Consider the following 15,759-nt stretch of genomic DNA (forward strand, 5'->3'; position numbering starts at 1 on the left):
GAGTGGCCAACGTGGCCACCCTGGCTGTTGTTTTTGAGCGGGTGACCACGGGCTCGGCGCTGGACGTGGCAGCTCGTGTCGCGCAAGCTCGTGGCGCCGCCCTGCGACGTGTTCGCGGCCACGTCGGCCTTCAACCCGAGCTGCAAGACTAGCGATGGCGAAGCCGAGGATCGAGACCCGGACCGACCGGCGAGCCGCGAGCCCGCGCGAGCTCGGTATTTTGATCCGCGTCGCCATCGTGATCTGTGGCGCGCTGCTGCTGGTCTTGACGCTCGACAAGATCGGCTTGGTCGGCGCGATCGACAGTCAGCTGCGCGAGCGCTGGGTGCAATTGGGTGAGGCTGCCGGTCGACCGCGCCCGACCAACTCGAAGGTGTTGTTGATCGCGGCCGATCACGACACGGTGTCCGATCCCAACTGGGGCTGGGGTCCGCCGCCGTGGCCGGCGTCGCGGCTCGAGCAGCTGATCGAGCACATCGAGCCGGGCGCGCCCGTGTTGCTGGCCGAGGTCGGCCACACGCGAATGTTCGAGTCAGGGCCCGAGCTCGACCAAGTGCTCGCAAACCACCCCGACGTCGAGATGCTGATCACCCGCAACGCGGCCGAGCGCGCGTCACCGTGGGCTGACGGTGGGCTCGAGCGCGGCGACATGGTGCTGAGCAAGGACAGCCGCTTGCACCTGATCGTCCGCGCGGGATCCATTGGACCGATCGGTGAGCGGCTGCCGGTTGCGTGGATGGTCCCGACCTCGCGCTTGCCGGTCGTGCCCGCCTACCAGGTCGCGGCCGATCAGGTCCCGCCCAGCACCTTCTACGCCCGGATCGTGCTGCTTGGCGTGACCGACCCCGCCTACGAGATGTTGCTCGACACGCCGGTCGGTCGCCTGAGCCCCGCCGAGATCGAAGCGCACGCGCTCGCCGGCCAGGCCGACGGCGCGGTCTGGGAGCCGCTGATCGACAACGGCTACCTGCTGTACACGCTTGGCGCTGGCCTGGCGCTGCTGTGGCTGTGGCTGTTCGTGCGCCTGCGGGGCGCGGCGGCGGCGGTCATGGTGATCGCGAGCTGTGTGCTGATCTTGGTGCTGGACTTCGCCTGCTACCAGCGCGGCTGGTACCGGCTCGGCTCGGCTCACGCGCTGTTGACCCTGGGCGCCGTCGCGATCAGCTATTGGTCTCACGAGGCGATCGAGACCTTGATCGGGCTGCGTCAGCTTCGGGCTCGGGTCCTGCGCGACGCGACCGGCGGCGGCGGCAGCGACAGCGATCCGGACAACCTGGGGTTCTGGGAAGACCTCGCCGAGCTCGGGGCCGAGTACGCGCAGGAGACGATCGGAGGCGCGGCCGCGTCGACGGTGATCGAGCGCGAGGGCAACACCTGGAAGCTTCGGGTCCGCGCCAGCGCCAGGCTCGACGCCGACAGCCACGCGTTCATCGCTGGCCGCGAGGGGCTCGACCTGCGGCGCGCCCCGTTTCGGACCCCGTGGCTGACGCTGCGGGCCGGATGGGCGGTCGACGTGGTCCCCAGCGGTCCGCACGTGGGCCGGCGCAAGACCTTGATCGTGCCGCTCGAAGACGACGGCGAGCTGCTCGGCCTGTGGCTGGTGCACATGCTCGAGGATCTGGTGCTCGAGCGCGAGGACTGCGAGACCTTCGAGCGGCTGGGTCGGCAGATGGCGGGCGCGCTGGTGCGTCGGCGTGAGCGCCTGGCCCTGCGGGATCAAGCCACCAACGCGCGGCTTCGCGATCACGTCGAGACGATCGTCGGGGGTCTGCGGCTGCTTCGAGACGAGCACCGCTGGGCGCTCGAGCTGCTCGAGCAGCTGCCGGTGCGCGCCCTCATCGCGACGGTGTGGGGCGAGATCGAGTTCATCGATCCCCGGCTCCAGGCCGATCTCAAGCGCCGATATCCCGGCGTGTTCTCGCCCGACACCCCCGACGACAACCTTCGGACCGTGCTCGCGCGCTTGACGGGCAAGTCGATCGAGCACGCCAATCGCTTGATGCGAAAGGTCATCAATGACGGCCACGAGATCGAGCTCGACGCGACGCCGGGGATCGAAGATCCAGGCGACGACGTGTGGGTCCTGTCCCGGATCCGAAGCAAACGAGGCATCGATCTGCCGGGCTTCAAGCCCGCGGTTCACGAGCACATTTTGCTGATGGCGAGGTCGTCCGCACCAGCACAGACTATTCGAACCCGCAGCGGCGGCCTCTTGCGAGTGCTCCGCGGTGGCTCTGGCAAATCATGACAGACACCTTCGTGCTCGAGCTGCTGCCGGCTCGCGGTCTCGACCAGTCGATGCTGCTGCCGGTGTTGGTGGGGCTGATGGTCGTGCTGGTGTGCACCGAGACCTTGGGCTGGGTGTTCGCGGGCGCGGTCGTGCCCGGCTACCTGGCGTCGGTGCTGATCATTCAGCCGGTCACCGGCGGGATCGTGATCTTCGAGTCGCTGCTGACCCTGGCGATCTCGGCCGCGCTGGCCAAGGTCTTGAGTCGGACCGACGCGTGGACCCGGTTCTTTGGGCGCGAACGCTTCTTCCTGATCTTGGTGGTCAGCCTGATCGTGCGGATGCACGACCACGCATGGTTCGCACCGTGGGCGATCGGTGAGATCGACGAGCTGTTTGGGACCCAGTACGAGACTCAGCAAGAGTTCTACAGCGTCGGCCTGGTCCTGGTCCCGCTCACGGCCAACATGCTGTGGAAGCCGGCGCTGCACCGGGGGCTCGCGCAGCTGGGGATCCAGGTCGGGATCACCTTCTTGCTGGTGAACTTCGTGCTGCTGCCCTACACCAACCTGTCGCTGAGCAGCGTCGAGCTGACCTACGAGAACGCCGCGATCAACTTCGTGGGCCACGCCAAGGCCCACATCATCTTGTTGACGGCGGCGCTGTTGGCCGCGCAGTTCAACCTGACTTACGGCTGGGACTTCAACGGGATCTTGGTGCCCGCGCTGCTGGCGATGCTGTGGCTGACGCCGCTCAAGCTGGCCGCGACGCTCGGCGAGGCCATGATCGTGCTGTACCTGACCAAGGGCTTCTTGAAGCTCCCGGTCATTCGTCACCTCGACTTCGAGGGCCCGCGCAAGATCGTGCTGGTGTTCACGCTGGCGTTCCTGTGGAAGGTCGCGCTGGGGTTCTCGCTCGCGCCGTGGTTCCCGAACCTGAAGATCAGCGACACCTATGGGTTTGGCTACCTGCTGTCGAGCCTGCTCGCGGTCAAGATGCTGTCGGTCAAGAGCGTGCGGGCTGTGATGCTGCCGAGCTTGTTCGCGTCGGCCGGAGGGTTCGTGATCGGCAGCTTGATCGGCTACTTGCTCGACGTCGTCAGGCCCCAGCTCCCGCCCGACGAGGACCTCACGCAGCCGCAGAGTTCGCGGCTGGCCAGCAACCCGCTGGGGGTGATGACGCTCGCGCGGATCGACTACGACGCCCGGCCGGGACACCCCGAGCCGATGTCGGCGACCACCCGCGGCTGGATGCAACATTTCTGGACCACGGCCGCGACCTTGCAGCGCGAGGTCGGGGACGAGGGCGCCGGAGCCAAGCTCGCCATGGGTGCCCGGGTCGCGCGCGGGCTCCCGTCCGACATCGACGCGCTGCGCAGCGCTGGCAGCGTGCTCGGCCTGCAGGTGGTGTCGCTCGGACGCTACCCGATGGGGCTGGCCGACAGCTCCGAGGCTGGGGCCAACCCGGGCACGGGTCCCAAGGCCGACGCGCGGCCGCGCCGTGAGTGGCTGGCGATCGTGGCCGACGACTCGGGCCGACGGCGCGGGCTGGTGACGGGCCTGCTGATCCCCGGCGCGCAGGGGCCCGTGCTGGTCGTGCCAATGCCATGGAGCGAGGCCCCGGTCGCGGAGGCGGCCGCGGTCGCCTGCCGACGCGTCGACTGCCGTGCGGTGTTGGTCGCCGGTCGGGAGCGGCACACGGTCGGGACCCCGCTCAACCCCCGGCCGCTCGAGCTCGCGATGCAGGCCTTCGACGCCGACATGGTGGTCTTGCGCGCCGACGTCGACGCCCCCCAGCGCGGGTTCGTCGGGCAGCTGGTGGCGGACCTGGAGGGCAGCAAGGCGTTGGCGAGCCCGCCTGGTCCGGAGCCCCGGACCGAGCCCGCGCCGGGCTTGGGTCGCGCGAGCGCCCGGATTCATCAGCTGCGCGGATACTTTGATCTCGTCGCGCTGTGGCCGGACTACGAGATCGACTGGGAGCCCCACGCGACCGTGGTCCGGATGCCCGCGGGCGACAGCGACTTCGTGCTGCTGCGCTCGACCCCGGCCCGGTTCGAGGCGTTCGTGATCGACGGCGCGGCCGAGTTCGAGCCGGCGCTCGCGGTCGCGCCCGAGCGCAGGCTCGAGCCCGACCACCTGCTCGAGCTGCTGATCGAGATCGACGAGCACCGCGAGCCGGCGGGCACGGCGGGCAAGGGCTACCGGGCGCCCTCGGGCGCTGAGCTGCTGGTGCTCGAGCAGCTCGTGGTCGAGCCGCTGATGCGGTGGGCCGACGATCTGTCCCCGGGGCGACCGCTGCCCGGTGGGGTCCGGGTCCGCGCGGCCGAGCTCGACTACGAGCTCGTCGAGCTCGGCAACTGTGCGCAGCCGGGGCCCGGATGCCTGGTGATGCTGCGCGAGCGCTCGCGGCCCAGCACCTCGGGCTGGGGCACGCTGGTGGTTCGTCGCGACGCGCGCGCCAAGGCCCACGTGGTCGAGGTCCCGCGTCCGCATCGCGAGCGCCAGACCTGGCGGGTGGGCGCCGAGATGTGGCAGCTGCTCGACGGCCGCGCGCTGCTGATCGCGGGCGCCGACGGGCTGCCGCGCGACCCCAGGGCCGCCAGCGAGGGGACCGAGCGCGACAGCGACGAGATCGGAGCCTTGCCGCCCAACCCCGACCCGGTCCGGACCGGCAACCTCGAGACCCCGTTTCACGCGATCCATCAGGGCATCGATCGGACCGCGAAGGAGCGGTTCGAGTTCGTGCAGCTGCGCGGGCTCGCGTCGTTTCGGCCGGTCTCGCGCGACGTGATCCTGGGCATGGGGCTGCCGGTCGACGGCCTGCAGGAGCAACAGGACTGCTGGGGGCTGCTGCGAGATGACCTGCGGCTGCTGGTCGAGATCTGGGACAGCTGCCAGGTCGCCGACGGCTCCGAGGATCTGTATTTCTTGTCCGGCGCGGGGGTCCCCCAGCTCGAGTACAGCCGCGAGCTCGGCAGCGGGGAGGGCCGGGTGCTGTGGCTCAGCGCGGGCCTGCGCGAGCGCTACGCGGCGCAGCGAACCACCAGCGTGGATCGCAGCGCGGTCATGCGGGGGCTCCGACAAGCTCACTTCGCCGTGCCCTCGCGCCACGAGGTCGGGGCGATGCTCGAGCCGCTGTGGTCGCGCGATGACTCGCTCAGCCCCAACGGGCACGCGCGGGTACCCGTGGGCAGGCCGGGCTACGATCAGGCCGTGGCCTGGGCGATCGGCTTCGCCGAGACCGGCAACTTGCACCTGCTGCGCTCGCTCGACGCGCTGCGCAATGAGGCCGTCGACGTGCGGGTCAGCGCGGCGCTCGGGCTCGACTTTGGTCACCCCTTCATCATCATCGACTACGTCGGCCTCGAGCTCGGCAAGCGGGCTGTGGTGATCCTCGACCACAGCTTCGGGGGCAAGGCGAGCCTGTCGTTCGCGGAGTTTGGCAGCGATCCGAGCGCGCGCCTGCGGACCGTGGCCCTGGCGCGACCGCAGCTGCTGGTGATCGAGGACATCGAGGTTCAGCAGCTCCCGGAGCTCGCGCCCGCCCCCGACACGGAGCCGCCACCATGAGCACCGACGGCCGCGTGCTTCGACCCGCGACGCGCTCCAGTCCGGAGCTGTCCGCCCGGCTGCGTCGGCCCGCGCAGCACGGCGCGCGGCCCTGGCAGATCGTCGTGGCCACGTGTACCGCCGCGGTGATCATGGCGCTGTTGATCGCCATGACGATGGCGCGCCAGGCGATCTCGGACTTCGTCGAGTCGCCGCTGGCCGAGAAGCTCGCGGGCACCGATCGGATCGCGTACTACGTGATCCCGCAGGAGCTGTTCAACGCGCCCAGCTTTCGGATCGGGCCCGGCGACGTGTCGATCAAGCTGATCACCCACGTCGAGCTGCCGGCCGGCCACGAGTTTGGGGCCGACGAAGACTTCGCCTATGGCATCCGGCTCACGCTCGAGAGCCTCGACGGCGAGCCGCAGTGGACCCACGAGGTCAACATCCGCACGCGCCAGAGCAAGAGCGGGCACGATCGGTTCGGCTGGCGCCACGAGAACTCGTTCTTGCTCGACGATCCGGGCAGCGGCCGGCGCCCCCGCGAGCTGACCGATGATCGACTCACCCGCGTGCGCCTGCCTGAGGGGGTGGGGGACCGACGCCTGCGGATGACCTTCGTGCCGCGCGAGCCGAGCACCGACGTCCGCGGGCTCGCGCGGGTCTACGTTCGCCACGAGCGGCCCGTCGATGACCGGACCTTGCGCGAGCTCTCGCTCGCGCCGGAGACCGCCGCGGCGCTCGTCGATCACCTGACCTATCGCGACTGGGATCAGCTGAGCGAGGACGAGCGCCGCCAGAAGCTGGGCCACGTGTGGGCGCGGATGTCGGCCGAGGGCCTGGCGGGCGTCGACTACGAGACCCTGAGCATCTACGAGAGCGGGTTTCGGTTGCCGCGCGGGACCAAGACCGATCGGCGCCGGCTCGAGGTCAACGACGCGCACTCGCTCGCCGTCAACGTGCTGGGCCCAGCCGAGCTGACCCTCGAGGTGTTTGGCAACCCCGACCACTTCGCCGATCTGTCCGTCAAGCGGCGCGGGCTCGACTGGCTGGGGGGCAACGGGGGCCGCGACGTCCCCTACGGCCGCAGCCGCGTCGCGGTGCGCTCGCTGAGCGTGCCCGAGGGCGTGCACACGCTGATCTTCGAGTCCGAGCAGTTCCTCGAGCTCGCGCTCGAGGTCGCCGAGTCCCGGGCCGACGACGCGCGGGTGTGGCTGTGCGAGGCCGACCGACCGCGGCGGACCGACGAAGAGGGCAACGAGGTGCTCGAGCCCGACGTCCGCCGGATCCAGACCGTGCACCTCGGCCAGCAGTGGCAGGTGCTGCCGCGCTGGGCGATCGAGGGGCCCGATGACTACGCGACTCGAATGTTTCGGTTCGACGTGCGGGTGGTCCATCCAACCCCGATGGCGTGGTCGTGGCGCGACCCGGACCGGGGACCCGATCCCGAGCTCGAGCTGTGCTTCTTCGACCACGCTGGCGAGCAGCTGGGGTGCGAGCCATGGACCGGACGGCGGCCGGTCGAGTCGCACTTCGAAGGGGTCATGATCGCCGGCGAGTCGGACGGACTGGGTCCGGTCGAGTCACGCTGGCACGCGGTCTCGGAGCCCCAGACCTGGCGGGTGATCGCGCCGGCCGAGGCGGCGCAGCTCGAGCTGCGGGCCCGCGCCGGGATCCCGGGGCTGCTCGAGGTCCCGGAGCAGCGGCTGATCGTGCGCGCCTACGGGTTCTGGCCCGAGGTCGAGAACGTCGTGGGCCTGCCGTTTCGCGAGTACCAGACGGAGCACACGATCTGGCGCTACCCGCCGCTCGACACCCGCACGTGGTTCCCGCTGCGGCCGATCAACTACGACGATCTGCAGGACGACTCGGCGATCAGCGATCTGCTCGCGCAGGTCCGGCTGCAGCCGCGCGGCTACGGCCGCGGGGACGGCGAGGGCGACGGCGGGTCGGGCCGCGATCCCGACGATCGACTCGCCAATGAGCGCGACGGCCAGGACGGCTGGGATCCCGGACCGTGGGTCACGCTCGATCCGCGCGGCGTCCACCGGCGACGGTCGATCCTCGAGGAGCTCGACGCCGAGGCGGGACGCCGGCTCGCGGATCGCTGGGACCCGAGCTTGTTCACCGAGCTGTGGCCCGACCGCAAGCTGGTCATCGACTTCTCGGCGACCGGTCCGGGGGCGCCGCAATTGCACTGGCAGGTGGCACCGAGCACGCTCGGGCGCAGCGTGGGCCTGCGGATCGGGGAGCGCGCCTACGAGCACACCGTGGCCGAGACCCGGGGGCGCTGGAAGCTGCCGGTCGAGCGCGGGCGGCGTGACGTCGAGCTCGAGTTCGACGCGAGCAACAGCGAGTTCGAGATGTGGATCGATCGACCGGTGTTGATCGCGAGTCCGCCGGTCTCGCGCCGTCGGGTCGTGCACGAGCTGACCAACAGCCTGGTGTTTCCGCTGCGCAAGCCGGATCAAGCCGCGCTGACCGTCAACGTGGTCGTGTACGTCCCGCGTCGGCGCGAGCGGGCCGAGCTCGCCGTGACGATCGACGATGGCCGCCCCCGACGGCGCACCGGGGTCCCGATCGAGCACTTGAGCATCGTCGATCGCAGCTACTCGATCGATCCGGGCGGGGCCTTCGACGAGCAAGATCGCCTGGTCGACGCCCGCGAGCCGATCCGCTTCGTCGATCTGGAGGGCAGCAACAAATTGCCGCTCGACACGGTGACCATTCAGATCACGCTGGGTGAGGACATCGTGCCGGGCGTGCACGAGGTCCGCGTCGATCTGCTCGATGGCGATCGCGTCTGGGTCCGGGCGTTTCACCGGGGCGTCGCTGATCGCAGCAAGCCGGCCGCGAGCTGGACAGAGAACACCAAGCGTCCGAGCGAGGTCCAACCATGAGCAAGCTCGAGCCCATGCGCGCGGCAGCGGTCGGCCTCGCGGCCTGCTGTGTGGGTTGGGTGGGCTGCGTCCACGAGCCGCCCGTCACCGCATCGCCGGGAGCGCGCGCGAGCATGGAGGAGACCTTGACCGTGGAGCAACTCGACGATCTGCTGTGGCCCAAGACCGATGATCGGTGGGAGCCGGTGACCGAGCGCGAGCTGGTCGCGCTCGAGAGCTTGGTCGTGATGTTGCTCGAGCGCGCCGACGCTGGCTACTTCGGCGCGGCCAAGCTGGCTCGTGCCCAGCGCTTGTTGGCCGAGACCGGGCTCGAGCTGCGGGTCGTCGAGGTCCGGCTCGACCCCAACGGCGCTCTCGAGGGGGAGTCTCCCAGCGAGTCGCTGTGGGTCTTGAGCGAGCCACCAGGCGATCGCCGCGGCCGTGGATCCTACGTGTTTCGGGTCGGCGAGCTCGAGCCGCGACGGCGCGGTCGGATCGAGCACTTGCTGCAGGCGCCGCACAGCCGGTTCGACAAGTACACCGGCGAGATCGCGCTCGGGTTGTTCATCGAGCGCGACATCGGCGTGCAGCCGCCGCGGGCCCTGTTCGTCAACAGCACCCATCGCTACCGGCAGTTCGACGGCACCCGCGAGCTGCTCGTGCCCCCCGAGCGCAACCCGGCCGACGCCGCGCATCAGGCCGACCATCCGCTCGCGCGCGCGACCGCGTTGGCGCTGCGCAACCGTCGGCTCGCGCTGATCCAGCTGCACGGGTTCGAGCGCGATCTGGTCAACGACGATCCCGAGGTGATCATCTCATCTGGCGCGCTGCGACCCAGCGAGGCCAGCGAGGGCGTGCTCGGGCGTCTGCGCGCCGCGTTCCCCAACCTCCAGATCGCGCACTATGGCGTCGACGCGGCGCGGCTCGGGGCCGAGACCAACGTGCAGGGGCAGGCGGCCAGAACTGCGCGACGTTGCTTCGTGCACGTCGAGATGTCCGAGTCGCTGCGCCAGCAGCTGCGAACCGATCGCGCGGCCCGTCGGCGGCTGGCCGCGGCGCTGTTCGGCGCCGACAACCAGGAGCTTCGCCATGGCTGTCAGTGACCGCGTCTCGACCGTGCTCGCGCTGGTGTTGGTCGCCGTGCTGGCCCTGCTCGGCGGCGCCCCGGCTCGCGCCGGCTCGCCGCCACAGCCGGACGCGGACCCAGACGTGGACCGGGGCGAGCACGAGTACGAGTACGGGGACGGGGAGGACGAGGACGACGACGAGCCCGAGGACGAGCTCGAGCCCGGCGATGATCCTGGCGATGATCCTGGCGATGATCCTGGCGCAGACGGACGCCCGGACCCAGACGACGAGGTGTCGAGCCCGCGGCCGTTGGTCGTGCCCGAGCACGCCTACGACTGGGACCCCGAGCGGCTCGCGTTGATCTGGCGGCCGGCGAGCGTGGCCTGGCCGCTGGTTCCGCTCGGCTCGGGCGGCGGCGAGCATCGCCAGCTGGCCGCGCGGCTCGAGCAGCGCGAGGCGATGCTCGAGGGGCGGATGCCTGCGCCCTCGGTCCGCGGGGTGGTGGAGATCGATCGTGACCGCGCCGCGGGGGTGTGGGTGGCTGCGCTCGAGACCGTGCGCGTCCGCCAGCTCGGCGACGCGGTCCCGCTGCGCTTCATCCGGGGGGTCGACAAGCACGCCGCGGCGCTCGAGCTCGGTCGGGCGGTGGACCCGGGGCCGGGCGGCGAGCGGCGCTGGGAGCTGCATCAGCCGCCGAGCGTGGGCGCCGTGTGGTCGATCGAGGCCGACGCCCCGACCCGCGTGGTCATTGAGCGGGTCGAGCCCCGATCGCCGCGCTACGCCTCGGTCGAGGTCGAGCAAGAGCTGCTCGAGTGGATCGCGGACGACGGTCCGATCGATCAGATGCCGATGTTGATCGGGCCGGCGGACGACCTCGCCCGTCGCTTGGCGCTGCACGCCGCGCTGGCCGCCGAGCTGAGTCGGCTCGGTGACCACGAGCCTCGCTTCGAGCGAGCGATCCAGGCCTGGCGCATGCTCGCGGCGATCGACCAGATCGACCGCACGCGACCGGACGTGCGGCCCTACTACGTGCGCGACCGATCCCGCGATCGCCCGATCGCGCTCGACGACACCCAGGCGGTGAGGCTCGCGGTCGCGGACAGCGGCGACTACCGGCTGGCCGAGCAACCACGGCGCTGGACGATCGATCGCAAGGGCCCGGGGCAGCTGCGGATCTCGGCCCGCGCGTGGGCGCCAGCGGGCGCCGAGCTGCACGCGGCGGAGCTGCGGGTCCACGCGGGCGGTCGCGTGATCGAGCGGCTGCCGCTCAGCGATCGCCCGGCGATGCGCAGCGTCGATCCAGACACCGCGCTGCCGCGGCTCGAGCCGCTGTTGACCGAGGACGGCGAGGCGGTCGGTGAGTACGCCGAGCTCGTCGTCGTGCTCGCCCCCGGCCGCCACGACTACGAGATCGAGCTGCTCGGTGGCCCCGCGCTGATCTCGATCGAGGGGGCGCGCCGGACCGAGGCCTCGCTGTTGTCGCTGCGTGGGTGGACCCCCGCGAAGCGAGCCAAGGCCGCCAACCGATCGCTGCGCAAGTCCAGCGCGTCGGGGCGTGAGTGGCTCGAGCTGCTGCTCTCGCGCGAGACCCTGGCGCCGCTGCCGATCGTGTCCAACGATCCGCGGTTCGACGCGCTCGCCCAGCGCAGCCCGCTGCTCGCGGTCGCGGCCCTCGCCCAGGCCGCCAGCGACAGCCGCCTCGACGAGCGCGCGATGGATCGCCTGGTCGAGCGCGTGCAGCCGTGGCTGGCCAGCCTGGCCCGCGATCCCAGCGTCTCGCCCGAGGTTCGCGGGCAGCTGCGCGCGCAGTGGTTGATGCTGGCCGCGACACTGGGCCGCCGCGATCACTCGCGCGCGCTGGTCGAGCAAGTCTCGGGCGGGGCGGATCCGATCGGTGAGCTCCCCGTCGAGGGTCTGCGGATCCTCGCCGAGCTGCTCGAGCCGACCCGGTCGTTGGTGCGAAGCCCCGCGCTGGCCCTGCTCGAGCTGGCTCGCTCGCGGGCCCCCGCTGACGACGACCTGCGCGCGCAGACCCTGCGGCTGTGGAGCGTCGCCTCGACCTGGTCCCGCCGCCGCCCCGTGTCCAGCCGGCCGTCGTCGGCGGCGATACCGTTCGCGCCGGTCGGCGAGTGGCTCGTCGCGCGCGAGGGGCCGCTCGTCGACCCTCACGATCACCCTGACAGCTGGCTGCGCCTCGGGATCGGCCGGCCGGCGCGGGTGCGGGCGGAGCTCGGGCCCCAGGCGATCCGACGCGAGCTCGAGGACGTTGGCGAGGACCCAGCCACACCCGCGGTCGCCGCTCGACGCCTGCGCCTGCTCGCGGTCCACATTGCGACGCCGGTCGGCGAGCGCGAGCCCGCGCTGCTGCAAGTCGATGGCCAGCGGTGGTACAGCCCGCAGCTGGCCGGGGTCCAGCGCCATCAGGTGGCCGTGTCCGAGGGGATCCACGAGGTCATGGTCGACGGTCCGCCCGGGACCGTGGCCTGGGTCGACGCCCCGCCCGCCGACGTCGAGGCGCTCGATCCCAGCGAGGTGGGTCGACGCGAGCGCATGTGGCCGCTGGCGTCATCGAGCTGGCACCTGCCCGGCCCCGCGGTTCCGGGCGTGGTCCGGCTCGAGCTGCGCTGGCCCGAGAACATCCCCCCGCGGCCGGTCTGGATCACCATGCGCCAGGTCGGTGAGTTCGAGCCGGGCACCGAGCCGCCAGCCAAGACCGTGCTGTTTGATCCGCGCACGCCTGCAGCCGCCCGCGCCGACGGCGAGCTCGACGGCGACGTGAAGCTGATGGAGATCGATCTCGAGGCCCTGCCGATCCGGTCGAGCCCGTGGGCGTCGCCACGCCACGACATCAACTTGACGATCGTGGGGGCGACCACGCAGGTCGACTTCGACGTCGAGGACGGCCTGGAGATCGCCGGCTCGCTGTCGCTGCGGCGGGGCCTCCGGCCGAGCGACTTCGGCGGCGGCTCCGGGTTCGACGACGAGCTCGACGAGACCCTCGTCGAGGTGTTCGACGGCCTGACCGCGCTCGATGGCGTGAGCATGATCGAGGAGCTGCGCCAGCTCAGCCGGCTGCTGCTGGTGGTCCCCAGCGACCTCGATCGCCGGGCCCGTCGCGCCGCGCTGCTGCTGATGCTCGGCGAGACCGGCAACGCTCGCGCCGATCTGCTGCGGCTCGCGGCGTGGTCCGACCGGGCCGATCTGCTGGTCCGTCAGCGCGAGCGGGCCGACGCGCTGCTCGGTGAGCTCGAGCGTCGCTTCGACGCGCTGATCGCCCCCCGCGAGATCGTCGTGACGGATCTGAGCCGGCCGACCGAGCCGATGCTCACGGGGCCAGCGCTCGCCGCTGTCGTCGGCGATGATCGGGCCCAGGTCGAGCCGTGGCTGGGGCTGTGGGCCCAGCTGCGCGAGGTCACCAACGACGACGCGCTCGCGGCGATCGACGTCGAGCTCGGGCGCTTGCAGCTCGAGCGGCAGGCCAGCTCGGCGCCCGATGAGCTCGACGTGGCGCTGTTGCTCGGCGAGATCACGCGGGCGCAGCTGCTGAGCGCGGTGTTTGGTCGTGAGCGCGAGGCCGGGCGCGCGTGGGCCGAGCTCTACGGGCGCATGCAGGGTCACCCGGGCCAGATCCGCGATCCGATCGCGGTCGGACTCGCCGCCGTCGATCCGCTCCTGACCCACCTCGACGAGCCCGGCAGCGACGCGCGCGACGCCGGGCTGGCGTTCGGCCTGGCCCGCGAGCTCGAGCCCGGCTACGGCCACACCAGCGTGCGCAGGCTGGCGTTCATCGCGGCGCTGCGCAGCGACTGGAGCACCCTCGATCACAGCGAGGACAACGCCGGGTTCGAGCGCCTCGAGCTGCCCGTGTCCGAGCTCGCGCCCAGCCCCTCGGCGCAGGTCCGTGAGGCGCTGATGGTCGCGCCGTGGTCGAGCGCCGAGTCCGAGCAGCTGCTGCCCGGGCGCAAGGGCGTGTTCGCCTGGGACGCGACGCCGGGCCGCGTGACGGCCGAATTCTGGTGCCGCGTGGCCCGGCCCGACCTCGCCCCCGGGCGCGGCGTCGGGGCCGACGATCCGCGGGCGTTTGGGGCCGCGCGGCTGACCGTGCGGCTGCGCGCCAAGGGCCGGGACGCGGTCGACATTCAGCACCACGTGGAGGTTCAGGACGCCAAGATCAGCACGCTCGAGCTGCCGCTGGAGAGCGGCGCGCGGCACCGGCTCGAGGTCGTGCTCGGCGACGATCCGATCTGGCTGTGTTCGTGGCGGACCCGCACGGCGCCGAGCAGCGCGAAACAAGATCCAGACCAGCTGCAGGTGGTCGAGTCGTACCGGCGCGCGCGGTGGTGGACGGCGGAGTCCGGCAAGGCCGTGGAGTTCGTGGTGCTCGGCCCCGCGAGCCTGCACCTCGAGACCCGCGCGCTGACCAACGCAGACTCCAGCAAGCAAGCCCACGACCTGATCGCGAGCATTGAGCGGCTCGACGACGACGGGCGCCACGGCGGCCCCGAGCAAGGCCCGCTGGCCCTCGACGCCGAGCGCGAGCGCGCCGTGATCACCGAGACCCGGCGACGCTTCGAGGTCGCCCACGCGAGCGGCCACACCGTGCTGTTGACCGACGCGGCGCCGTACCGCGTGCGGCTGCGCAGCGATCGTGGCCGCGCGCTGATCCGGGCCAGGGTTCGGCGAGATCGGCCGGACATCCCCCCGCCCGCGCAGGTGTCGATCCGCGAGCTCGACCCGCGGGTGTCGCCCTACGTCGACACCTTCGACTGGCGCACCGTCGGGCTCGCGAGCCCCGTGATCGCCCGCGACGAGGTCGACCCGATCCGCAACCGAATCGGATCGCTCGACGCCCGGGTCACCGTCGGGCTCGACGACATCGCCAACGTCGACGACTTCGTCCCGCGACTGGGGCTGTACGCGCGGGTCGGCTGGCGCCGCGAGCTCGTCAACGATCTGCTGTGGATGCACGTCGCGGCCCAGACCGCCCTGCGGGTCCAGAGCCCGGTCGCCGCCGGAGGGATCATCGGCGTCGGCGCGAGGTTGCCCGTGATCGGTGCCCGGATCGGCGCCGACTTGAACGTGATGGCCCACTCGTTCCTCGGCCGCGCCGAGACCAGCGTGCGGCTGTATGGCTTCGTCGATCGTCTGTTTTGGCTGGGGCGCTTCGTGCAGCTGCGCGCTGGGTTGAGCGTCGGCCTGCGCTATCAGTCGTTGACGCCCGGCCGGGTGGCGATGGGGCCCGAGCTCATCGAGCCGCACCCGCTCGTCTACCAGCGCTACCTCGAGGATCACCCGATCCAGCTGCGCCCCGAGCTCGAGCTGCGCGGCTACCCGTTCCAGGATCTCGCGGTGGTCGGTGTGGCGTCGCTGATGCCCAACCTCAACGGCGATCCGGTCCCGCTCGACCACGTCAACGTCGAGGTCGGGCTGATCGGGATCGGTCGGCGGCCCCGGCCGTGGGTCCCGACCTGGGGGCTGAGCTACCAGCTGTCGACGCGCTTCGCGGATCGAGATCGCAGCATGCTGATCCTGCGTCACCGGGTCGACGCCGAGCTCGGGTTGGGGGTCTGGGCGCGCGACACGGCTCGAGTCGCGTTTGGGCTGCGCAATCAGGTGTATCTCTCGAACGGGCCCAGCCCGATCCGCGACATCATCGAGCTGTGGATCCGCGTCGACGCGGTGTTTGGTCGACGCCTGCGTGACTACGGTCCCGGTGAGCTGTGGTTCAGCGAGCCGTGGGCCCCGCGCGGCTGGGGTGACGACGAGCACCAGGCCGGCTCCACGCAAGGTCGCGGGCGAGCGCTGGCCCGGCCGCGCTGACCGAGCGGACGAGTCCTCAGCGGCGTCCGCGAGCGGACGAGGCCCCAGCGGCGTCCGCAAGCGGACGACAGACTTGGGGCCAATTGGCGACAGGTCTCCGCCAGTCGATCGGCGCATGAGCATTGGCGCGAGGCGTTCCAATCGCGCCAGTTCGCGAAGCCGCGCGAGTTTTGAGGCACGTGAGCCGATCACGCGCCTTTCGTTCGCGGGACGGAGG

At 71.4% G+C, this 15,759-nt stretch carries 5 protein-coding genes; all 5 read left to right on the plus strand.

Going from position 1 to position 15,759, the window contains the following annotated elements; genetic code table 11:
• Positions 1–154 precede the first annotated feature (154 nt).
• Genes ENSA7_RS13570 through ENSA7_RS13590 form a run of 5 tightly spaced genes read left to right on the plus strand, consistent with a single transcriptional unit; the run spans position 155 to position 15,542 of the window.
• Positions 155–2,248 carry a CHASE2 domain-containing protein gene (locus ENSA7_RS13570; protein WP_106089700.1) on the plus strand — a complete coding sequence of 698 codons (2,094 nt, stop codon included), beginning with the start codon at positions 155–157 and terminating at the stop codon, positions 2,246–2,248.
• Positions 2,245–5,796 (plus strand): poly-gamma-glutamate biosynthesis protein PgsC/CapC, encoded by a 3,552-nt coding sequence (locus tag ENSA7_RS13575; protein ID WP_106089701.1) that lies wholly within the window; start codon positions 2,245–2,247, stop codon positions 5,794–5,796. Before ENSA7_RS13570 ends, ENSA7_RS13575 begins: the two co-directional genes overlap by 4 nt.
• Positions 5,793–8,675 (plus strand): hypothetical protein, encoded by a 2,883-nt coding sequence (locus ENSA7_RS13580; protein ID WP_106089702.1) that lies wholly within the window; start codon positions 5,793–5,795, stop codon positions 8,673–8,675. The genes ENSA7_RS13575 and ENSA7_RS13580 overlap by 4 nt, the downstream gene beginning before the upstream one ends.
• The gene (locus tag ENSA7_RS13585; RefSeq protein ID WP_106089703.1) at positions 8,672–9,757 is read left to right on the plus strand and encodes a hypothetical protein; all 1,086 of its coding nucleotides are present in this window, start codon (positions 8,672–8,674) and stop codon (positions 9,755–9,757) included. Before ENSA7_RS13580 ends, ENSA7_RS13585 begins: the two co-directional genes overlap by 4 nt.
• Positions 9,744–15,542, plus strand: coding sequence for a hypothetical protein (locus ENSA7_RS13590; RefSeq protein ID WP_106089704.1), 5,799 nt, complete (start codon positions 9,744–9,746; stop codon positions 15,540–15,542). Before ENSA7_RS13585 ends, ENSA7_RS13590 begins: the two co-directional genes overlap by 14 nt.
• Positions 15,543–15,759 lie beyond the last annotated feature (217 nt).

It is taken from the genome of Enhygromyxa salina, assembly GCF_002994635.1.
GTDB lineage: Bacteria > Myxococcota_A > Polyangia > Nannocystales > Nannocystaceae > Plesiocystis > Plesiocystis salina_B.

Coding starts and splice junctions, on each gene's coding strand:
- ENSA7_RS13570 (WP_106089700.1), top strand. CDS start 155: ATGGCGAAGCCGAGGATCGAGACCCGGACCGACCGGCGAGCCGCGAGC.
- ENSA7_RS13575 (WP_106089701.1), top strand. CDS start 2,245: ATGACAGACACCTTCGTGCTCGAGCTGCTGCCGGCTCGCGGTCTCGAC.
- ENSA7_RS13580 (WP_106089702.1), top strand. CDS start 5,793: ATGAGCACCGACGGCCGCGTGCTTCGACCCGCGACGCGCTCCAGTCCG.
- ENSA7_RS13585 (WP_106089703.1), top strand. CDS start 8,672: ATGAGCAAGCTCGAGCCCATGCGCGCGGCAGCGGTCGGCCTCGCGGCC.
- ENSA7_RS13590 (WP_106089704.1), top strand. CDS start 9,744: ATGGCTGTCAGTGACCGCGTCTCGACCGTGCTCGCGCTGGTGTTGGTC.